This window comes from Streptosporangium sp. NPDC006007, assembly GCF_040614315.1.
Taxonomy (GTDB): domain Bacteria; phylum Actinomycetota; class Actinomycetes; order Streptosporangiales; family Streptosporangiaceae; genus Streptosporangium.
The window spans coordinates 18,275-38,311 of the sequence record NZ_JBEXUG010000039.1 but is presented as its reverse complement, the minus strand read 5'-3'; the positions used below and the strand labels follow the sequence as shown (position 1 = coordinate 38,311).

The 20,037-nt window shown below is 70.0% G+C and carries 17 protein-coding genes; 5 read left to right on the top strand and 12 right to left on the bottom strand.

Features of this window, described 5'->3' with window-relative positions; genetic code table 11:
• Positions 1–28 precede the first annotated feature (28 nt).
• Complete coding sequence (locus ABZ194_RS24620; RefSeq protein ID WP_355599364.1) at positions 29–913, bottom strand: amino acid ABC transporter permease; 885 nt, start codon at positions 911–913, stop codon at positions 29–31.
• On the bottom strand, positions 910–1,830 hold the full coding sequence (locus ABZ194_RS24615) for an ABC transporter substrate-binding protein (protein WP_355599363.1): 921 nt from the start codon (positions 1,828–1,830) through the stop codon (positions 910–912). The genes ABZ194_RS24620 and ABZ194_RS24615 overlap by 4 nt, the downstream gene beginning before the upstream one ends.
• A gap of 481 nt (positions 1,831–2,311) precedes the next feature.
• On the opposite strand from ABZ194_RS24615, the gene ABZ194_RS24610 reads away from it, so the two are divergent.
• Positions 2,312–3,475 carry an amidohydrolase family protein gene (locus ABZ194_RS24610; protein WP_355599362.1) on the top strand — a complete coding sequence of 388 codons (1,164 nt, stop codon included), beginning with the start codon at positions 2,312–2,314 and terminating at the stop codon, positions 3,473–3,475.
• 46 nt (positions 3,476–3,521) lie between these two features.
• Here ABZ194_RS24610 and ABZ194_RS24605 read toward each other — a convergent pair whose 3' ends face one another.
• The 4 genes from ABZ194_RS24605 to ABZ194_RS24590 form a co-directional block, all read right to left on the bottom strand.
• Positions 3,522–4,457 carry a LysR family transcriptional regulator gene (locus ABZ194_RS24605; RefSeq protein WP_355599361.1) on the bottom strand — a complete coding sequence of 312 codons (936 nt, stop codon included), beginning with the start codon at positions 4,455–4,457 and terminating at the stop codon, positions 3,522–3,524.
• Between the two features lie 170 nt (positions 4,458–4,627).
• On the bottom strand, positions 4,628–6,301 hold the full coding sequence (locus ABZ194_RS24600) for a thiamine pyrophosphate-binding protein (RefSeq protein ID WP_355599360.1): 1,674 nt from the start codon (positions 6,299–6,301) through the stop codon (positions 4,628–4,630).
• Positions 6,294–7,808, bottom strand: a complete 1,515-nt coding sequence (locus ABZ194_RS24595) for an NAD(P)/FAD-dependent oxidoreductase (RefSeq protein ID WP_355599359.1) — start codon at positions 7,806–7,808, stop codon at positions 6,294–6,296. The genes ABZ194_RS24600 and ABZ194_RS24595 overlap by 8 nt, the downstream gene beginning before the upstream one ends.
• 89 nt (positions 7,809–7,897) lie before the next feature.
• Complete coding sequence (locus ABZ194_RS24590) at positions 7,898–8,749, bottom strand: alpha/beta fold hydrolase (RefSeq protein ID WP_355599358.1); 852 nt, start codon at positions 8,747–8,749, stop codon at positions 7,898–7,900.
• 364 nt (positions 8,750–9,113) lie between these two features.
• Here ABZ194_RS24590 and ABZ194_RS24585 point away from each other — a divergent pair, with 364 nt between their 5' ends.
• From ABZ194_RS24585 to tcuA, 4 genes are read left to right on the top strand one after another with little or no spacing between them, the layout of a single operon-like run.
• A complete protein-coding gene (locus tag ABZ194_RS24585) occupies positions 9,114–10,292 on the top strand; it encodes an FAD-dependent oxidoreductase (RefSeq protein WP_355599357.1) in 1,179 nt (392 codons plus the stop codon).
• Positions 10,289–11,026 (top strand): enoyl-CoA hydratase/isomerase family protein, encoded by a 738-nt coding sequence (locus tag ABZ194_RS24580; protein ID WP_355599356.1) that lies wholly within the window; start codon positions 10,289–10,291, stop codon positions 11,024–11,026. Before ABZ194_RS24585 ends, ABZ194_RS24580 begins: the two co-directional genes overlap by 4 nt.
• Before the next feature lie 41 nt (positions 11,027–11,067).
• The gene (locus tag ABZ194_RS24575; protein ID WP_355599355.1) at positions 11,068–11,844 is read left to right on the top strand and encodes an SDR family oxidoreductase; all 777 of its coding nucleotides are present in this window, start codon (positions 11,068–11,070) and stop codon (positions 11,842–11,844) included.
• A 44-nt stretch (positions 11,845–11,888) separates the two neighbouring features.
• On the top strand, positions 11,889–13,394 hold the full coding sequence (gene tcuA, locus ABZ194_RS24570; RefSeq protein ID WP_355599354.1) for an FAD-dependent tricarballylate dehydrogenase TcuA: 1,506 nt from the start codon (positions 11,889–11,891) through the stop codon (positions 13,392–13,394).
• A gap of 114 nt (positions 13,395–13,508) precedes the next feature.
• Here tcuA and ABZ194_RS24565 read toward each other — a convergent pair whose 3' ends face one another.
• From ABZ194_RS24565 to ABZ194_RS24540, 6 genes are all read right to left on the bottom strand, one after another.
• Positions 13,509–14,582 carry an acyl-CoA dehydrogenase gene (locus tag ABZ194_RS24565; protein ID WP_355599353.1) on the bottom strand — a complete coding sequence of 358 codons (1,074 nt, stop codon included), beginning with the start codon at positions 14,580–14,582 and terminating at the stop codon, positions 13,509–13,511.
• Positions 14,579–15,742, bottom strand: a complete 1,164-nt coding sequence (locus tag ABZ194_RS24560; RefSeq protein WP_355599352.1) for an acyl-CoA dehydrogenase family protein — start codon at positions 15,740–15,742, stop codon at positions 14,579–14,581. Before ABZ194_RS24560 ends, ABZ194_RS24565 begins: the two co-directional genes overlap by 4 nt.
• Positions 15,742–16,917, bottom strand: coding sequence for a CaiB/BaiF CoA-transferase family protein (locus ABZ194_RS24555; RefSeq protein ID WP_355599351.1), 1,176 nt, complete (start codon positions 16,915–16,917; stop codon positions 15,742–15,744). Before ABZ194_RS24555 ends, ABZ194_RS24560 begins: the two co-directional genes overlap by 1 nt.
• Positions 16,918–17,005: 88 nt before the next feature.
• A complete protein-coding gene (locus tag ABZ194_RS24550) occupies positions 17,006–17,863 on the bottom strand; it encodes a p-hydroxycinnamoyl CoA hydratase/lyase (RefSeq protein ID WP_355599350.1) in 858 nt (285 codons plus the stop codon).
• A gap of 45 nt (positions 17,864–17,908) precedes the next feature.
• The gene (locus ABZ194_RS24545; RefSeq protein ID WP_355599349.1) at positions 17,909–19,432 is read right to left on the bottom strand and encodes an aldehyde dehydrogenase family protein; all 1,524 of its coding nucleotides are present in this window, start codon (positions 19,430–19,432) and stop codon (positions 17,909–17,911) included.
• Complete coding sequence (locus ABZ194_RS24540; protein ID WP_355599348.1) at positions 19,429–20,004, bottom strand: amino acid synthesis family protein; 576 nt, start codon at positions 20,002–20,004, stop codon at positions 19,429–19,431. The genes ABZ194_RS24545 and ABZ194_RS24540 overlap by 4 nt, the downstream gene beginning before the upstream one ends.
• Between the last annotated feature and the right edge of the window lie 33 nt (positions 20,005–20,037).

Sequence of the window (20,037 nt, the reverse complement as noted above, 5' to 3'; positions counted from 1 at the left end):
GGTCGGTCCAATCTCTCGCGCCGGGAGCTCAGCGGGAGTAGCCACGTGAGAGGCGCCGCTCAAGTACGCGCTGTCCGAAGGTGAGCAGCGAGACGAAGAAGAGGTACCAGAGCGTGGCCACCATCAACATCTCGATGACGCGGTAGTTCGACGTCGACAGGTCGGTCACCGCGTTCATCAGCTCGCCTCCGGCGATGACCGAGACGAGGGAGCTCTCCTTGAGCAGGATGATGAACCGGTTGCTCATCGGAGGGACGACGGTGCGCAGTGACTGCGGCAGGATGACGCGGCGCATGACGAGTCCGTCGGACATGCCGAGGGACTGCGCCGCCTCGCGCTGCCCCTGGGGGACACCGACGAGACCGCCGCGGATGACCTCCCCCATGTAGGCCCCCTCGTGGAGGGAGAGGGCGATCCAGGCCGCTACGAAGATCGTCAAAACCGAGTTCGTTTCCACTCGGAGGAAGTCAACGTCGGTGAAGGGCAGGCTGATGCTCAGATGGGAGAAGAGGATCGCGAAGTTGCCCATGATGAGGACGAGCGACAGCAGCGGGACACCGCGGAAGAACCACGTGTAGAAGCCGCTCACCGCTCGGAGGATCGGGTTGCCCGACAGCTTGGCGACGGCGACCAGCGTCCCGATGAGGGTGCCGAGGATGCCGGCGGCGAAGGTCAGCTCGAAGGTGACGAGGATGCCCTTGAGGACCTGTTCATGGAACAGATACCGCCACACGACCCCGTACTCAAGCGTCTCGTTGCGGGCTACGGACACGATGAGCTGCGCGGCGTAGAGCGCGACGATGGCGGCTATGGCCCATTGCCCGTATTTGCGTACGGGCACGGCCTTGATGGGCTCGAAGGCCCCAGACGGAGAACCCGTCTCCGTCTGGGTGGCGGTGGTCGGAGAGGTCACGGCAGGCCGTTCCCGACCCCGTTGACGAGGATCTCGTCCTCGGTCAGCGCCGAGGAGCCGATGTCGTACCTGTCGAGGATCTTGGTGTACTCACCGTCGCGGACCGTGTCCTTCAGCGCGGCCTGCATGGCGTCGCGGAGCCGGGTGTTGTCCTTGAGGAGGGCCATGCCGAAGATGCCCGGCAGGAAGGTCGCGTCGGCGACCTCGAAGACGGTGCCGTCCTTCACGGTCTTGGCCTGGTACTGGTGCGAGGGCTTGATGCCGAGGAAGGAGTCGACCTTTCCCGACTGCATCGCCGTCTGGATGCCGAGCCGGTTGTTGTAGAGGAGAATCTCCATTTCCGGCTTGCCCTCGGCCGCGCATTTCTTCTTCTGCTCCTCAAGGAATACCTGGTCGAGACCCCCCTTGACGGTTCCCGCCCGCGTCCCGCAGAGAGAGTCGGCGTCGGTGATGTTCTTCGGGTTTCCCTTGTGGAGGAGCAGGCCGTGATCGGAGCGGAGGAAGTCGACGAAGTCCATCGTCTCCTGCCGTTCCTCGGTGTCGTTGATGACGCTCCAGTTGATGTCGATCCGCTTGGCCTGGAGCGCCGGAATGAGTCCCGCGTAGTCCATTCCGATGATCTCCAGTTTGACGCCCATCTTCTTCTCGACCTCGGCGGCCAGGTCCGGAATGATGCCCACGTTCTTGTCGCCCGAGGCGTGGATCAGGGGCGGTGAGTTCGGGGAGACGCCGACCTTGATGACTTTCGACTTTTTGATCGAGTCCGGTAGCATGTTGAAGATCTCCCGGTCCGTTCCGGTCGATCCGGCGGAGCTCGCGGCGTCGCCTGCGCCGCCCGAGCAGGCGGTGGCGAGGAGCAGGGAGCCTGCGAGGACAAGCGGGAGGGTGGAGCGTCGTCGGGCGCGCCGTGTTGTCATGCGATCCAACTTTCTTCAGTCTGGGGCCGTCGAGGCCCGAGGGGCTTGGAGGAGTTGGAGGAGATGGGCACCCGGCCCCCTCGAAGGATCAGACCGTGACCGAGTGGTGACGCCTCTGGGTACGGACACGCTATGTCCCTTGCTGGAAGCGAGGAAGCTGCGCCTGCCTATGCGAGGGATAGCCCTCGGTTATGCGCTGACATGTACCGGTGGCATTGATGTCGCATTTGTGGTGTTGATCACACTCGTACCAAAATTGGGGCTATATGGCATTTTGGGGTAGCTCCCCGGAACCTCCGCCGCGCGCGAACAGCCCGGCTCCCGGAACGGCCGGCCCGCAGCCCTTTCCCAGGTGTCATCGCACCTGCCTATTCCCGCCATAGGCAAGTGCGTCTACCTGTCTCCCGGACGAACAGGTTGAATCTCCGAGAGCACTCCGCGCGGTCCGACGACGGCCGCACCCACCACAGAGGCGGACCAGATGACCCTTGCCCTGACCAACGTCGGTGACTCGCACGACGGCACCGCGTCGGGCACCGCCCTCCCGGGCGACGCGATCGTCGTCGAGGGGGGCTCGATCGCGTGGATCGGCGACAGCGGCGACGTGAGCCCGGACGACCACGAGGTCGTCCTCGACGTCCGAGGCCAGACCGTCGTGCCGGGCTTCATCGACTCCCACGTCCACACCACCTTCGGCGACTACACGCCGCGGCAGAACACCGTGGGGTTCCTGGAGAGCTACGTCCACGGTGGGACGACGACGTGCGTCTCGGCCTCCGAGGTCCACGTCCCCGGCCGCCCGACGAGCGTCGTCGGGGTGAAGGCCCTCGCGATCGCCGCGGCCCACAGCTACCGCGACTACTTCCCCGGCGGCATGACGGTCCACGCCGGATCCGTCATCCTCGAACCGGGGCTCACGGCCGCCGACTTCGCCGAGCTCCGGGAGGCGGGGGTCTGGATGGCCAAGGCCGGGTTCGGCGCCTTCGCCACGCCCTCCGCGTACGTCCCGGTCGTCCACGCCGCCCGCGAGGCGGGGATCGTCGTCATGTGTCACTCGGGCGGCGGCTCGATCGCCGGAAGCCTGGAGAAGATCGACGTCGACGTCCTCCTGGCGATGCGGCCGGACATCGCCGGCCACGTCAACGGCGGACCGACGTCACTCAGCCCCGAGGAGAACACGCGCATCGTCGTGGAGGGGGCCGGGACCGCCCTCCAGCTCGTTCACGCGGGCAACCTCGCCTCGGCGATCGACATCGCCGAGAAGGCCCTTGAGCACGACCAGTTCGAGCGGGTCCTCATCGCGACGGACACCCCGACGGGCACCGGCGTCATTCCCCTGGGGATGCTGCGCCAGATGGCCGAACTCTGCTCGCTCGGCCCGCTGACGCCCCGCCAGGCCCTCAGCGCCTCGACCGGTCACGTGGCCGCGGTCTACGGCCTGGCGGAGGGTCTTCTCCAGGTCGGCCGTCCGGCCAACCTCGTCGTCCTCGACGCGCCCCTCGGCTCCCGCGCCGGCACCGCCTTCGACGCCCTCGCGCTCGGTGACCTGCCCGCGGTGACAACGGTGGTCTCCCGCGGTGAGCTGCGCCTGACGAGGAGCCGCAACACGCCGGGTGGCCGGCGCGCCGTCGCCTTCGTCTCCTGACCACCGGCCCGGGCCCCGGACGCCCCTCCCGCGGCCCGGGCCGGAACTACGGCTGAGCGCGGCTCATCCGGACGATCCGTTCACGCAGCCAACGGTGCGCGGGGTCGTCCATCCGGCGAGGGTGCCAGTAGACGGCCTGGGTCACGGGCCGCAGAGCGACCGGGGACTCGAAGAGCTTGAGATTGAGCGAGCTCGGCATGAAACGCCAGAGCCGCTCGTGCACCATGGCGATGAAATTGCTCCCCGTGACGATGTGGGGGACGACGACGAAGTTCTCCGTCGTCATCTGGACGTTGCGCGAAACCCCGAGCAGGTCGAACTGCCCGTCGACGTTCGAACGCTTCCCGTCCGACCGGTACGCGATGTAGGGCAACTGGGAGAACCGCTGCGTGGTCAGGCCCTCGATCGCGTCGTTCTGCGCGCTCGCCACCCCGACGAAGCGGTCCCGGAAGAGGGTGGCGCTGAGGAGGTCGGTGACCTCCCCCATGACCTCACGCGGCGTGATGATCATGTCGATCCGGTTGTTGCGCAGGTCGTCGAGGTGGCTGGCCATGACCGGCTGCACCTCCAAGTGGATGTTCATCGACATGCTGAGGTCGCTGACGAGGTCCTTGAGGAGGACGAGGGTGATGTAGTCCGTCGCCGCGATGACGAACTGGCGTGACTCCGAGGTCGGGTCGAAGACCGGTCGCGTCGAAAGCGTGAACTCGATCTCGCGGAGGACCGCGGCGACCTGGTCGCGCAGGCCCTCGGCGTACGGCGTGAGGACGAGCCGGCGACCGGCGCGGACCATGAGCGGGTCGTCGAGCAACCGGCGCAGCCGGGCCAGCGAGGCGCTCATCGAGGGCTGGCTCACCGACATCCGCTCGGCCGCCGCCGTCACCTGGCACTCCTGGAGCAGGTAGTGCAGGCTGACGAGGAGGTTGAGATCCACCCGGCGCAGGTCGAATCGAGACATGCCGACGTCGGGCGGTTTCGTCATGGCCTGGCCACTTTCTCTCACCAACCGGTGGGCGCCGTAAGCCCCGACGGCGCTGCCGCCCGCGTTCGATCGTGCGGTACCAGTGGCCTGCCCCCGATCTCGCCTGACCGCTTCACCGATCACTGGTCTTGCTTTCATGCTCCCAACAGACTACCTGTCCGATTTTCCGCTCAGGCGAAGCCCCGGGCGAGTACGGCCTCCGGCGCGACGATCAGGTCGATGAGGACCGGGCCGCGGCGCGTGCGCACGAACTCGGCGACACCGTCCAGATCGGCGGGGACCCGCACCGTGAGCGCCTCGGCGCCGAGCGCGCGAGCCACTCCGGCGATATCGGGCCAGGCGAACGTCGTGAGATCGGGATCGAGGCCCCGGTTGCGGAACTGCACGTGCTCGGCGCCGTAGGCCCCGTCGTCGACGACCACGACGATGAGATCACGTCCGTGGCGCACCGCCGTCCCCAGCTCGGCGAGCCCTCCCATCATGAACCCGCCGTCACCGGTCACCAGGACCACCGGCTCGTCCGGGCGCGCGTACGTCATCCCGATCGCGTACCCCATGCCGAGGCCGATGGATCCGAAGTTGTTCGTGTGCACGTAGGCGCGCGGGGCGGTGACCGTTACCGCCTTCCACGCGTCGATGACGAACCGGCCGAGGTCGGTGGTGACCGACCGTCCCTCGGGGATGGCGCGGGCGATCTGCGCCAGGGCCGCACGCACGTCGAGCGGCCCCTCGGGGGAGTCGTGCCCGAGCGTGCGCTCCCGCTCCTCCGCCAGGCGCCGGGCGAGCGACTCGTCGCGGGCCCGGTCACCGCCGATCTCCGCCTCGACGAGGCTCGTCAGCATGGCCTCGGCCACCCGGCCGGCGTCACCGAGGACGGTCGCGTCGACGGGCGCGTAACGCCCCAGGGCCTCGGGGTGCATGTCGCACTGGACGACGGCCTTCCCGGACAGGAGGGCCCCCTCGACCGTCGTGTGCCGGTTCAGACCCGCCCCGAAGGAGATCACACAGTCGGCCTCGCCGATCGCCTCAAGGGCCGTCTCGGTCGACAGGGAGCCGAACAGGCCGAGGTCGTAGGCGTGTCCCTGGAAGATCGACTGACCCTGCAGCGTCGTCGCGAGCAGGGCGCCGATGTGGTCCGCGAGGGCGACGAGTCCGTCCCGGGCGTGCTCGGCACCCCGACCGGCGAGGATGAGAGGACGCCGCGCGCTCGCCACGATGCCCAGCGCGACGTCGAGGGCCTCGGGGTCCGGTCCGGGCGACTGGGGCGCGGACGGGATCACGACGGTGCCGGCGTCCTCCGTCACGGCGAGCTGAAGCTGCCGCGGGATGTTGAGGACCACGGGGCGCCGTTCGGCCACCGCGCGCCGGAAGGCCGTCGCGAGGTCCACCAGGGCCGTGGCCGGTGAGCGCATGAGCTCGAACCCGGCACCCGTCGGTATGACGACCTCGCGCTGAGCGAGCTTCTGGCTGTGGTCGCGCATTTCGGCGGGGGTGTCGCCGGCGATGACGACCATCGGGATCCGGCCCCGGGCCGCGTCGGTCAGGGCGGTCACCGTGTTCGTCAGGCCGGGGCCGTGCGTCACCGTCGCGACCCCGATCCCGCCCGAACGCTGGGCGAAGCCGCTGGCCATGAGCACCGCGTTCGCCTCGTGCGTCGCCCCGACGTAGGTCCCGCCCCGCTCCTTGACGAAGGAGTCGATGAGCCAGAGATTCCCGTCGCCCATGAGGCCGAACAGGGTGCTCACCCCAAGATCGGCGATTCCCCGGGCAAGGACCTGGTGGACCCGAGGGCCGGCCGCCCCCTCACTGTCACGCCGGGTCGGGGATCCTTGTGCCTCAGCCATTGCCGGCCTCACTTCCCGACCGTCCGGGCGCGGTCGACACGATGTACGGGGAGGGATCGAAGACGCCGTTCTCACGGCGGAAGCTGTGGGCGAAGTCGGGCCACAGGCTCGTGAGCCGGCCGTTCCTGGAGTCGACGTACCATGTCTGGCAGCCCTCGGACAGCCAGACGGTCCCCTCCATCTTCGTCTCCAGGTTACGCATGAACTCCTCCTCGACCTTCGCGTCGATGTCGACGACCCGGGCGGGGTCCTCGGCGAGGAAGTCGAGAACGCCGAGGATGTAGTCGACCTGGGACTCGATGATGTAGATGGCGGAGTTGTGCCCGAGACCGGTGTTGGGTCCACCCATGACGACGAGGTTGGGGAAGCCGTGGGGTGAGACCGTCGCGAAGGCCTGCATCCCGGTCGCCCACGCCTCGGACAGAGCCCGGCCGCCGGCCCCCCGCACCCGGTAGGAGATCGGCAGGTCGGTCGCCTCGAAGCCGGTCGCCGCGACGAGGACGTCCAGCTCGTGGGTCCGGCCGTCCACGGCGTGGACGACCGCCCCCTCGATTCGCTCGATACCCGACGCCTGGAGCGTGACGTGGGGCAGGTTGAACGCCGGGTAGTAGTCGTTGGACTTCAGGCCTCGCTTGCACCCGAACACGTAGTCCGGTTTGAGCAGCTCGCGGGTCACCGGGTCCTTGACCTGGGCTTCGCGGTGCGCGTGCGCGTCCGCCGACGCCTTGTCAAGCAGGGCCGGCAGCGCCTGCCGCTCGACGAGGCGTGCCTCGTTGGCCCAGAAGAGATCCTCGCGGAGGGCTTCGACGACCTCGGGCGACCGTTCGAAGGTGCGCTTCTCCACCTCGGTGTACGCGCGGTTGGTCCGCGGACGCACGTACGCGGCGCCGCGCTGGAACACCGTCAGGTGACCGGCGACCTTCGCCATCTCGGGGATGATCTGGACAGCCGAGGCGCCGGTCCCGATGACCCCGACGCGCAGCCCGTCGAGCGCGGCGTCGTGGTCCCAGGCCGCGGAGTGGAACAACGTTCCGGAGAACGAGTCGATCCCGGGGATGTCCGGCATCTTCGGATCGGACAGGCGTCCGCTCGCCAGGACGAGGACACGGCCGGCGAACTCCCTGCCGCCCGCGACGACCCGCCACTCGCCGGCCTCCTCGTCCCAGTCGGCGTCCGTCACCTCGCTGCCGAACCGGATGTGGTCGAGCAGGCCCTCGCGGGCCGTGTCCTTGAGATACTTGAAGATCTCCGGCTGCGGTGAGTAGACGTGCGTCCAGTCCGGGTTGATCCGGAAGGAGTACGAGTAGAGGTGCGACGACACGTCGCACGCGGCCCCGGGGTAGGTGTTGTCGCGCCACGTGCCGCCGACGTCGTCCGCCCGCTCAAGCATGACGAACGACTCATACCCGGCACGCTTCATCCGCGTTCCCAGGCCGATCCCCGCGAATCCGGTCCCGACAATGATGACCTCGTACCGCTCCGGCCCCTCGTGCGTCGACGCCGTCACCGCGTCCTCCTCTTATCTCTCGTCATGACTGTCCATGGGTTCTTGGGTGGCCGCCCGGCGGGGCTGGACGAGATCGTGGACCGCGGCCATCAGACGACGATCGGCGGGATGTGGGCGCCCGCCGGGTACTCGTCCGGTCGCTGGGTGAAGGCGTCGACGAGCTGGTAGACCTCGGCAGGTCGCTCCGTGAGGACCGCGTGGCCCGCGCGCACCCGGGCCATCCTCGCGTCGCCGATGGCGCCGAGCATCTGCCGGCTGTGGTGCGGGGGGGCGATCTGATCGTGGTCGCACCCGATGATCAGCGTGGGAGCGCTTACCCTGGTCGCGGCCTCCAGCACGTCCACCTCGGCGTTGAGCCGCATCTGCCGCGCGCGGTCCGGCCCGGGGGACGAGCGCTCGGCGAGCGCCTCCGCCTCCGCCGGGCTCAACTTGGCGAGGTACTGCGCGCTGTAGGCGTTGAGCACGGCGAACGCGCCGAGCGCGTCGGATCCGGCCTCGAAGAGGGTGCGCCACACCCGGTTGCGGATCCGCTGGTGGGAGTCGGTCCGCAGCCACCCGGCTATGAGGGTGAGCGACGCGCAGCGCTCCGGTCGCTCGGCCGCGAGCGCGATCGAGACGACGGCGCCGAGTGAGTAGCCGACAAGATCGACCGGCTCGCCGGGCACGGCGTCGTCGAGCACCGCGCGGACTTTGGCGACGAGGGCGTCGAGGGTCAGCTCGCGGCCGGGGGCCGGGACGGAGCCGTAGTCGAGGGCGATGACCCGGCGGCGGCTCGCGAGCATCGGGAAGAGCGCACCGAAGTGGGAGCGGGCCGTACCACCACTGCCGTGGACCAGGACGATGGGCCGCGGCTCGCCCTTGGACCGGACGGAGTCGACGTAGGGTACGACGTCGCCGTCAACCTCGACCTCGGACTCGTTCGCCCCTGGGTAAATGCTCACCGAGTTCCTTTCGAGACGCGCCCTCCCGGGCGACGGGGCCGGTTCGGCCGGTGGCGGACCGCCGCGACGCCGGCCTCGCCGACGGCCGCTGCCGGCTCCCGCATGCCTGACGTCCGTCGAAGCCTAGGAGACCGCCGGACCGGCGGAGAAGGCACATCTCCCTATGGGCGGGATAGGTGTCGGCTATGCCACTCGGCCCCGCCGGGCCGCCCCGTCCACGACCCCCTGAGCCGTCGGCCCCCAGGACTTCCGAGGGCATAGACGTGGGCTATCCCGCGCATACGAAGCATTGCTTTTTCGTGGCCTCGCCCCCTCTCTTACGCTGACGGTCCCACCAACCCACTGACGGAGGAGAACGAGCACCATGGGGCGAGTCGGACGGGTCCTCGTCGTCGGAGGCGGTGTCGGCGGCTTGACGACCGCGACGGCACTGGCGCAGCGTGGTGTCGAGGTCACCCTCGTCGAGAAGCAGGCGGACTTCTCCCTCCCCGGTGTCGGCCTGGGTCAGCCGGCCAACGCCCTCCGGGTCTACCGCCACCTCGGTGTCCTCGACCAGGTCCTCGACGCGGGCTTCGTCTACCGGGCGATGCGCTACTTCGACCACGATCGCAACCTCGTCGTCGAGCACCCCTTCCTCCTCGGCGACGCCACCACGCCCCCGGTCTGCGCCCTGACCCGCCGGCGGCTCCACACGATCCTGTACGGCGCCGCGCTGCGCGCCGGCGCGTCGATCCGGATGGCCACGACGGTGACGGACCTTGAGGACACCGGCGGCTCGGTCCGGGTGACGCTCTCCGACGGGACGGTCGAGACGGCCGACGTCGTCGCCGGCTTCGACGGCATCCGTTCGACGACCCGAGAAGCGATCTTCGGCGGGCGTTTCCACCCGCGGCCCTCCGGCTACGGCGCCTGGCGCATCCAGGAGCCCCGGCCCGCCGAGGTCGACGCGATGGAGTTCCTCCAGGGAATCGGGTCCAAGACCGGCGCGATGCCCCTGGACGAGAACCTCATGTATCTCTTCCACATCCGGCGGGAGGACCCGGAGGTGTGGTTCGACCAGGCCACGCTCCACGTCGAGCTGCGCGAGCGGCTCGCCGGCTACGGCAGCTACGTCGCCGCCGCGCGCGACCGCCTCGGCCCCGGCTCCGACATCGTCTACGGCCCCCTTGAGCTTCTCCTCATCCCGGGGCCGTGGTATTCCGGGCGTGTCGTCCTCGGAGGCGACGCCGCCCACGTCGTGCCGCCCCATCTGACCCAGGGCGCGGCGATGGCCGCGGAGGACGGCCTCGTCCTCGCCGACGAGCTGACCCGCACCGACGCCGACGTCGAGGAAATGCTCCGCAGCTATACCTTCCGCCGGTACGCCCGGTGCGCGTTCGTCTATACCTTCGCCCGCCAGATGCTCGACGACGAGCAGGCCGTTCACACGCCGGCCCACCTCGCCCGGCACCGCGAGGACACCGCGGCCCACGGCTCGCCCCGCATCGGCGTGAGCGACCTCATCCTCAACGAACCCGTCATCAAGGAGAGCGTCCCGGCATGAGCCTTCGCACCCAGCGCACCGACCGCGTCCTGCGCGTCACCCTGGACCGGCCCGACCAGGGGAACCGGCTCAACGCCGAGGTGCTCAACGCCCTCACCGACGCCCTCGCCGAGGCCCGGTCCGGACCGGACCCGGTCTCCGTCGTCGTCCTCGACGCGGCGGGGGAGGACTTCTCCCTCGGACGCGAACGCGTCCCCGGGGCTCCCACGAACCCGAAGGCCATCACCGCCGAGTTCGAGCTGATCCAGCGGACCAACGAGGCCCTCAGCTCGTGCACCGCCGTGACCGTCGCCGCGCTCCACGGACGCGCGGAGGGCGCCGGGCTGTCCCTCGCCGCGCGGTGCGACATCGTCGTCGCCGCGGACGACGCCGTCCTGTCCTTCCCGGAGATCCCGCACGGCATCCCGCCGACGATCGTCCTCAGCCACTACCGATACGTCCTGCCCCAGCACATTCTCGGCGACCTCATCTTCACCGGACGCGAGCTCGACGGCAGGGAGGCGGTCGCCTTCGGCCTGGCGGCGCGGCACGTCCCGAGGGCCGCCCTCGCGGACGAGGTCACGGCCATCGCCAACCAGGTCGCCGGTTACGACCAGGCCTCGATCCAGCTCGTCAAGCGCTTCCTGCGGATGACGACGAGCCTGTCCCCGAACGACGCGCCGAGCACCGGCATCGCCCTCTACGCCGTCGAGATGGCCGACCGGGCCCTCGCCGCCACGCCGCCCCGCCGATGACACGATCCCCGCATCACCCTCTCGACTTCCAGGAGATCCCCATGTACGACTTCTCAGGCAAGGTGACCCTCGTGACCGGGGGCGGCGGCGGGATCGGCGAGGCCACCGCGCGTCTCTTCGCCGAATGCGGCAGCCGCGTCGTCGTCGCGGACCGCGACGTCGAGGCGGCCGGGCGGGTGGCCGCCGACATCGGTGAGCTCGCCGCGGCGACGCGCGTCGACGTCGTCGACCCGGGCTCCGTGTCGGACATGGTCTCCTTCACCGAGAAGCGGTTCGGCGCGTTGCACGTCCTCGTCAACAACGCCGGGATCTCAAGCCCGAAGTCGCCCGTCGAGAACTCCGACATCGCGAACTTCGAGCGCGTCTTCGACATCAACGTCAAAGGCGTCTACCTCGGCGTCCGGAGTGCCGTGCCGCTCCTGCGCCGCAGCGGGGGAGGGGTGATCCTCAACACGGCCTCGGTCGCCGGTCTCTTCCCGCGCCCTCAGTCGTCGATCTACGCCGCGTCCAAGGCCGCTGTCATCACCATGACCAAGGCGCTGTCGATCGAGCTCGCCCCGGCCATCCGCGTCAACTGCGTGTGCCCCTCGACGATCGACACCGGCTTCATGGCGAACGTCTTCCCCGACGAGCAGGCGCTGGCGAACTTCCGGGAACGCCTCCACGCGAACCCCGGCGCGTCCATGCCCCTGGACATCCTCCTTGAGACGAAGGACGTCGCGCTCGCGTACGCCTTCCTCGCCTCCGACCACGCCAGGGGCATATCCGGCGTGGCGTTGCCGATCGACGGTGCCCGCAGCGCCGGCGACATCAGCTGAGGCGCGGTGCGGTCTCCCATTCCACGGCGCCGGAAAGCACTCTCATGACCACAGCATCCCGCCGGGTCGTCGTCGTCGGGGCCGGGCTCGCCGGTCTCTGCGCGGCGCTGAGCGCCCGTGAGCACGGGGCGGAAGTCCTCGTCCTCGAAGCCTCGCCCCGTGACGCGCGCGGCGGCAACAGCCGCTTCTCCAACGGATCCTTCCGCTTCGCGCACGACGGCCTGCACCATGACGGGGAGCTCGCCCTTGAGCTTCTCATCGACGTCGCGTCCGACCCCGACGCCGCACGCCTCCGGATCGCGCCCTACACCCGCGCGGACTTCCGGGACGACATCCTCCGGACCTCTCACAACCGGTCCAACCCCGAGGAGCTCGACCTCGTCGTCGACACGTCGTTCGAGACCCTGCGCTGGCTCCGGGCGCACGGGGTGTCGTTGGGCTTCAACCTCAAGTTCTCCCACGTCCAGGAGGTGCGGTCGACGGATTCGACGACCCTCGACCCCGGGGCCTGTGTGGCGGCGCACGACAGCGGTGAGGGACTCATGGAGTCCCTCTTCGGAGCGGCCGAGGACGCCGGCGTCACGATCCGCTACAACGCCGTACTCCAAGACCTCCTCGTCGAGGACGGCCGTGTCGCCGGCGTCCACGCCATGGTGGGCGGCCGGCCGGTCGAGGAGCGCGGCACGGTCGTCCTGGCGAGCGGCGGTTTCGAGGCCAACCCGGAGATGCGCCGCAAGTATCTCGGGCGGGGATGGGACCTCGTCGCGGTGCGCGGCAGCCGATACAACACCGGTCTCGGCCTCACCCGCGCCCTTGAGATAGGGGCCATGCCGGGCGGCCACTGGGGTGGCTGTCACTCGGTGCCCACCGACGCCGACATCCCCCTCGTCGGGGACCTGGACCGCTCACCCCGGAGCGAGCGTTACTCCTACGCCGACGGCATCCTCGTCAACGAGCTCGGGGAACGCTTCGTCGACGAGGGCGAGGACCTGTTCACGATGACCTACACGAAGGTCGGGGCGGCGATCTGCGATCAGCCCGCCGGCCTGGCCTATCAGGTCTTCGACGCCCGGACGAGCCACAACCTCCAGCAGCACTACTATTCGCACGGCCACCCGACCGTCGCCGACACCCTTGAGGAGCTGGCGCTCGCGATCGGCGTGCCCGCGCACCGGTTCACCGCAATGGTGGCCCGCTTCAACGAGGCCTGCGCCACCCCCACACCGGACGGCCTCCCGGAGGACCTCGGGGCGGCACCGGCCGGACAGCCGGCGAAGTCGCACTGGGCGCTTCCCATCGACAGGCCGCCGTTCGTCGCCTACAAGGTCACCTCCGGGATCTCGTTCACCTACGGCGGCATCACCACGGACACCGACATGGCGGTCCTGCACGTCGGCGGCCACCGGATCGGTGATCTCTTCGCGGCGGGTGGCGTCGTCGGCGGCCTCTTCTACCACAACTACCCGGCGGCGGCGGCGCTGACGCGGGCCGCCGTCTGCGGCCGGAGGGCCGGACGATCGGCTGCCGGGGCTCCCGCCGAGAGGCCCTGACCGGCGGCAGGGACGGCGGGGAGAGGGAAAAGGAGAAGGGAAGAGGGCTCCGCGGCGGTCGCGGAGCCCTCTTCCCGTGTGGTTCTCTCCGGTTCTCCTCGCGCCCCGCCCCGGTCAGACCGGGGCGAGGACCGGCCACAGCCCGGAGCCGTAGGCGCGAGAGGCGAGCTGGCGCCCGAGCACCCCTGACCAGTACTGCTCGTCTCCGTCCTCGTCGCGCCAGGCCCACAGACGACGGGAGCTGAGACCCAGCTCGTGCTCCTCGGTCGTCCCGATCGCCCCGTGCACCTGGTGGCCCAGCAGGGTGATGACCTCCGCGCTCGCACCGGCGCGCGTCTTGGCGGCGGCGACGGCCATGGAGTCGACCTCGTGGGGCGCGGACTCCTCAGCGGCGCGCGCCGCGCCCTCCAGGGACGCACGGGCCGCGACCAGCTGGGTCGTCATCGTGGCGAGATAGTGCGCGATGACCTGGAACCTCGCCAGCGGCCGTCCGAACTGCTCGCGGACGGTGACGTGGCCGAGCGACAGATCGACGACCCGTTCGAGGGCCCCGACCATGAGCGCGGCCCGGCCGAGCGCCGCCCGGGCGTGAGCGTCCTCGATGCTCACGCCGGGGAGGTCGTGGACCTCACGGCACACGGCTCCGGTCAGCCGCACCTCGTCCCGCGGTTCGCCGGCGACGTTGCTCCCGTGCGTCCAGGTGAGGGCGGCCCCGGCCGCGGCCGGATCGACGACCGCGAGCTGGGTGGCGTCACCCTCCTCAAGGACGACGAGGAGCTCGCGGGCGTGACGCCCCCACGGGACCGCCACCGTGCCGGTGAGCCGCGGCCGGCCGTCGGAGTCGTCGAGGTAGACGGACCTGTTCCGGCAGAGGGCTGTTCCCGACGGCCCCTCCGAGACCGGAAGACCGGCCCGCGACTTCAACCAGCCGCCGACGAAGGCGGACTCGGCGAGCGGGATCGGGGCGTTGTGGTAGCCGGCGACCCGGACGACCGTCAGCGCCTCGGCGGTCGTCCCGCCCCCGCCGCCGAGGCGCTCGGGGACGTCGACCGTCGTCATGCCGAGACCCTCAAGCTCGCCCCACAGGTCGGCGGCCCACGTCCGTCCGAGGTCGCGGACCGTGTCGGGTCCGAGCCGCTCAGCCAGCAGGTCGCCGACGACGCCCGCCAGTTCCTCCGCGTCGCTCACAGTCCCAGCTCCTTCGCCACGATCTCCCGCAGGATCTCGTTCGTTCCTCCCCGGAACTTCATGCCGGGCCCGAAAAGGACGGCGTCACGCAGAGCTCGTCCAAGATCCGTCTCGATCGTGCGGCGGTGCGCGGGGACCGCCCTCCGGACGGCGTCGGGAATCTTATGTTCGAACTGGGTCCCGAGGTCCTTGACGAGCGCGCTCATCAGCGTGGGACTCCGTCCCGAGTCCACCTCGGCGGCCACACCGGCCGACAGGCGGCGCAGGGTCGTGAACTCCGCCATGAGCTCGCCGAAGGTCTGCTCCGCCTGAGGGTCACCGTGCTTGGCGACCTCCCGGGCGAGCGCTTCGAGCAGCGGATAGTTGCTCATGAAGCGCTCCGGGCCGCTGCGTTCGAGGGCCAGCTCGGCGCGGAGCTGCGCCCAGCCCTCCCCCTCGTTTCCGAGGAGCATCCCGTCCGGGACGAAGACGTCGTCGAAGAAGACCTCGTTGAAGTGGTGGCTGCCGTCGAGGATGCGGATCGGACGGATGTCGACACCCGGGGCGGCGAGGTCGACGATGAGCTGGCTCAGGCCGCGGTGCCGGTCCCCGTGCCGACCACTCGTCCGGGCCAGCACCATGACGAACTGGCACCGATGCGCATGGCTCGTCCAGATCTTCGAGCCCTGAAGCACCCATCCGCCGTCGCAGCGGGTGGCCTTCGTCCGGACGCTCGCGAGGTCCGATCCGCTGCCGGGCTCACTCAGTCCCAGGGCGAAGAACAGGCGACCGGCCGCCATCTCCGGCAGGAGGGTTTCCCGCTGCTTTCGGGACCCGTACCGGAGGAGCGCCGGCCCGGTCTGCCGGTCGGAGACCCAGTGGGCCGCGACGGGCGCACCCGCCGCGAGCAGTTCCTCGGTCACGACGAAGCGGTCGAGCGCCGATCCGCCCTGGCCGCCGGCCTCCTTCGGCCAGCTGACCCCGAGCCATCCACGCGACCCCAGCTCGGCGCTGAAGCCGGGGTCGAAGCCGACGTGCCACGCGTCGCACGACGGCGTGTACCGGCCGTCGGCCCGGGCTCTGGTGAGGAAGGCCCGGACCTCCAGGCGCAGCCGGCGCGCGGACTCGGGGAAGTCGGCCTCACCGATCACGACCCGATCTCCGATCTTCACGGCGGTCATCAGCCGACCACCGCGGCGGCCCGCAGGCCGGCGACCTCGGCGGCGGAGTAGCCGAGACGCCCCAGTACGGCGTCGGTGTCGGCGCCGAACGCCGGCGGCTGGCGCAGCCTGCCCGGAGTGGAGGTCAGGCGGGCTCCCCGCCCGGCCACCCGCAGCCCGTCCGGGCCGTCGAGGGTGACCTCAAGTCCCAGGTGCCGGACCTGGTCGTGTTCGAAGGTCTCACTCGTCGTGAGGACCGGGGCGGCGGGGACGTCCTCCTCGGCGAACCGCTTCAGCCAGTGGTCCCGGCCCGCCCCCGCGAACGACGTGGACAGCTCCTCCCGCAGCTCGCGGTAGTTCTTCACACGCCGGGCATAGGTGGAGAAACGCGGGTCGCCGTCGAGTTCCGGCCGTTCGACGACGGCCAGGAGCCGGTGCCAGAACTTCAGGGGGGACGACAGATGGATCACGAACGGACGCCCGTCCCCGGCGCGGAAGCCGAACGACTGGGACTGACGGGGTCTCGTCAGCCAGTCCTGCTCCTCGCCCGTCCTGAAGTAGTGCGCCGCGGGCTCGGCGAGGAAACTCACCGTGGCCTCGATCATCGACGTCTGGACGTACTGGCCTCGCCCCGTGCGGGACCGCTCGACGAGGGCGGCCTGAATCGCCAGCGCGGCTGTCATCCCGGTGATGCTGTCCGACAGCGCCGGCCCGACCGGCTGGGGATACTCGATCTCCGACAGCTGGGCCATGAGCCCGGACAGGCCCTGGCCGATGGCGTCGTACATCGGGAGCGAGGCGGCGGGCCCGTCGGGACCGGCCCCGGTGATCGAGCAGTAGACCAGACCGGGGTGCTCCCCGGCCACCCGGTCGTAGTCGAGCCCGAAGCCGGCCATGACCCCGGGCCGGAAGTTCTCGATGAGAACGTCGGCGTCGCCGAGAAGGCGGCAAAGGACGACGCGACCGTCGTCGGCGGCCAGGTCGAGACCGATGGACTGCTTGTTCCGGTTGTACGCCAGGAACCGGGCCGAGATCCCGGGCTCACCGGCCTGGCGGAACGGGTCGCCGCCGGTGACGGGTTCGACCTTGACGACGGTCGCACCGAGGTCGCCGAGCAGCATCGCCGCGTACGGCGCCGTGATGAACCGGCCGATCTCGACGATTGTGATCCCCGCCAGCGGGCCACCAGCACTCATCCTCAAACCCTTTCCGGCGTCGTGGGCTCGCACACGCGCCCAGACGCCGTCCTCGTCGGCGAAATCCCGCCGACGTGTATGGCGCCTCTCATACCGACTGGCCGGCCTGGCTCTGGTCAGGATTCGGGTACGGCTCGTGCGCGGGCCGGTACGACTTCTCGTCGATGAACTGCGACAGCCCCGTCCGGTAGCCGTTCTGGGGGTCCGTCGCCTTGAGCTGGACGAACTTGGCCGCCATGTAGTCAAGCGACTGGTCGAAGTCCATGCCGCGCCGGAGCGCGCGGTAGACCTGCTTCGTGGCGTTCACGACGGCCTGGTTCTTCGCCATCATCATCTCGGCGAACTCCTGGGTGCGGGGCCGGAGGTCGGCCGCCGGGACGGCGAAGTTGGCCAGACCGAGTTCGACCGCGCGCCGCCCGTGGAAGCGCTCACCCGTCATGCAGTAGTACATGCCGTCGCGGTAGCCCATCGCCTCGACGACCGCGCGGCTGACCATCCCGCCGGGGATGATGCCCCAGTTCACCTCGGAGAGGCTGTACTGCGCCTCCTCGGAGGTGATGGCGAAGTCGCAGCCGATGAGGTGGGTGAAGGCGCCGCCGACGCACCAGCCGTCGACCATCGCGATGGTGACCTTCGGGAAGTTCCAGAGGCGCTCCCACCGCCACTTCCAGAATTTCTGCTCCTGGAGGTAGCGCTCCGTCGCGTCGTTCTCAAGCCCCCGGAAGGAGTCCTTGAGGTCCTGACCGGCCGAGAAGACGCCCCCCTCGCCGTGGATGACGACGACCTTGGTCTCGGCGTCGAGCTCAAGCTCGTCGAAGGCGGCCGACATGTCGCGGTGGACCTGCGGGCTCATCGCGTTGCGCTTCTCCGGCCGGTTGATCGAGACCCAGGCGATTCCGTCGCCCTCGCGGACGATCCTCACGGTCTCAAGTTCCTTGGTGGTCACTGTTCGTACTCCGTTCTGCGCGCGTAGAGGTGTCGGCGGGAGGACTCAGCGCCCCAGCGCGACGTGGACGGTCTTCTGGCGGGTGTAGCTCACGACTTCCTCGACGCTCTCCTCCCGGCCGATGCCGGAGTTCTGGAAACCGCCGAAAGGCGTGCCCGCGAAGTGCGTCGCGGCGTCGTTGACCCAGACGTAGCCGACCTCAAGACGCTGGGCGACCCGATGGGCCACCGTGATGTCCCGCGTCCAGATCGCGCCGGTCAGGCCGTAGTCGACCGCGTTGGCGATCTCGACGGCCTCGTCGAGGTCGGACCACCGGATCACCGACAGGACGGGGCCGAAGATCTCCTCGCGGGCGATCCGCATCCGCGGCGTCACATGGTCGAAGACCGTCGGCGCGATGAAGTGGCCCGCGTCACCGGTGACGCCGGCGGGGCGGTGACCACCGGTGACGAGGGTCGCGCCCTCCTCGCGGGCCGAGTCGATGTAGGAGATCGTCTTGAGGTACTGGCCCTCGGTGGCCAGCGTCCCCATCTGCGTTCCGGGGTCGAGGGGGTCTCCGACGGCGACCTGCTCGGACAGGACCCGGATCCTCTCGACGAGCTCGTCCGCGATGGACTCGTGGACGAGAAGACGGGAGGTCGAGCTGCACGACTGGCTCTGCCAGCCGCGGAAGTTCATGCCCTTGACGACCCCCTCCGCCGCGGCGGCGAGGTCGACGTCGGGACAGACGATGATCGCGTTCTTGCCGCCGAGCTCCAGGGTGATGTCCTTGACCGCGACCTCGGCCGCCTCGCGCTGGATCGCCCGCCCGGTGGCCTCGCTGCCGATGAACCCGATCCGGCGGATCTCGGGGTGCCGGACGATCGCCCGAGGCACCTCAAGCCCCTGGCCGACGAGGACGCTGAGCAGCCCCGCGGGCAGGTGGGGCGCGAACAGCTCACCCATCCGCAACGCGGAGAGCGGGCTGGCGTCCGACGGCTTGAGGATGACGGCGTTGCCGGCGATGAGCGGGGCCGCGATCTTCTGGAGGGCGAAGCTGACCGGATGGTTGAAGGCGACGATGCGCGCGACGACCCCGAACGGCTCCCGGAGGGTGTAGTGGAGGTGGCTCGACGTGGCCGGCAGCGTACTGCCGCCGAGGTGGGTGGCGGCCCCGGCCATGAACTCCATGACCTCGATGCCGAACTCGACGTCGGGAACCATCGACGAGACGGTGTTGCCCACGTCGACGGCGTCGAGCACGGCGAGCTCGCGCCGATGGTCACGGGCGACGGCGGCGAGCCGCAGGACAAGCCGGGCGCGTTCCTGGACGGTGACGGACCTCCACTCCGCCGCGGCCTTGAGACCGGCGTCGACCGCGCGGTCGACGTCGTCGCGACCGCCGTCGGGGATCCGGCACACGACCTCGCCCGTGACCGGGCTCACCTTGTCGTAGGTCCGTCCGCTGAGGGCCGGCACCGTCGCGCCCCCCAGGACGAGGCCCCACTCGTGGTCGCCGACCCACGAGGCGTCGACCGGCGTGCCCGGGACCCAGGTCTCCTCCGCGTGACGCGGTACGGCGGGGCTCATCGGAGCCCGTCACCGACGAGGTTGACCGCGGTGGGACCGCCGGAGCGCTCATGGACACGGCCACCGGTGGACACCGCGGCGCAGATGAGGATCTCGTCCGGCTTCGGCCCGTCCGGAACCGTGAGCGTGACGGCGTCGTAGTGGCTGCGGACGTAGAGCGCGTCCTTGTGCGCCAGGGGGATGTCGATGCTCACGCCGGCCGCGGCCACCTTGGTGACCGACGAGATCCACGCGAGGCCACCGCCGACGCTCTCCCGCAGGGCGTCACCGAAGAGGGAGGTCACACAGGCGACGGCGTGCTCCTGCTCGCCGGCGAGCCCCGCGACACCGCCCTTGCCGAAGCTCTCGATCGGCCGGCCTCCGAGCAGCGCCTGGGCGCGGCGGCCCAGTTCGCGGCCCAGCCAGGGGCTCGGGTCGATGAGCGCTGAAAGGTCCTTGTCGCGACGGCCCGCGTACGGGTTGACGAAGACGACTCCGACGGCGGCCTTGACGAGGGGCAGCCCGGAGGGCTCATGTCCGTCGTGGACGACCTCGTCGACGTGGCTGACCCAACGGCGGATCTGGTAGCTCATACTTTCCCTCGGTTTACGTTCGGCGACCTTGCC

What these genes read in the sequence shown, in the direction of transcription:
- ABZ194_RS24615 (WP_355599363.1), bottom strand. Translation starts at nt 1,830, where the DNA reads ATGACAACACGGCGCGCCCGACGACGCTCCACCCTCCCGCTTGTCCTC.
- ABZ194_RS24610 (WP_355599362.1), top strand. Translation starts at nt 2,312, where the DNA reads ATGACCCTTGCCCTGACCAACGTCGGTGACTCGCACGACGGCACCGCG.
- ABZ194_RS24605 (WP_355599361.1), bottom strand. Translation starts at nt 4,457, where the DNA reads ATGACGAAACCGCCCGACGTCGGCATGTCTCGATTCGACCTGCGCCGG.
- ABZ194_RS24600 (WP_355599360.1), bottom strand. Translation starts at nt 6,301, where the DNA reads ATGGCTGAGGCACAAGGATCCCCGACCCGGCGTGACAGTGAGGGGGCG.
- ABZ194_RS24585 (WP_355599357.1), top strand. Translation starts at nt 9,114, where the DNA reads ATGGGGCGAGTCGGACGGGTCCTCGTCGTCGGAGGCGGTGTCGGCGGC.
- ABZ194_RS24580 (WP_355599356.1), top strand. Translation starts at nt 10,289, where the DNA reads ATGAGCCTTCGCACCCAGCGCACCGACCGCGTCCTGCGCGTCACCCTG.
- ABZ194_RS24575 (WP_355599355.1), top strand. Translation starts at nt 11,068, where the DNA reads ATGTACGACTTCTCAGGCAAGGTGACCCTCGTGACCGGGGGCGGCGGC.
- tcuA (WP_355599354.1), top strand. Translation starts at nt 11,889, where the DNA reads ATGACCACAGCATCCCGCCGGGTCGTCGTCGTCGGGGCCGGGCTCGCC.
- ABZ194_RS24560 (WP_355599352.1), bottom strand. Translation starts at nt 15,742, where the DNA reads ATGACCGCCGTGAAGATCGGAGATCGGGTCGTGATCGGTGAGGCCGAC.
- ABZ194_RS24555 (WP_355599351.1), bottom strand. Translation starts at nt 16,917, where the DNA reads ATGAGTGCTGGTGGCCCGCTGGCGGGGATCACAATCGTCGAGATCGGC.
- ABZ194_RS24545 (WP_355599349.1), bottom strand. Translation starts at nt 19,432, where the DNA reads ATGAGCCCCGCCGTACCGCGTCACGCGGAGGAGACCTGGGTCCCGGGC.
- ABZ194_RS24540 (WP_355599348.1), bottom strand. Translation starts at nt 20,004, where the DNA reads ATGAGCTACCAGATCCGCCGTTGGGTCAGCCACGTCGACGAGGTCGTC.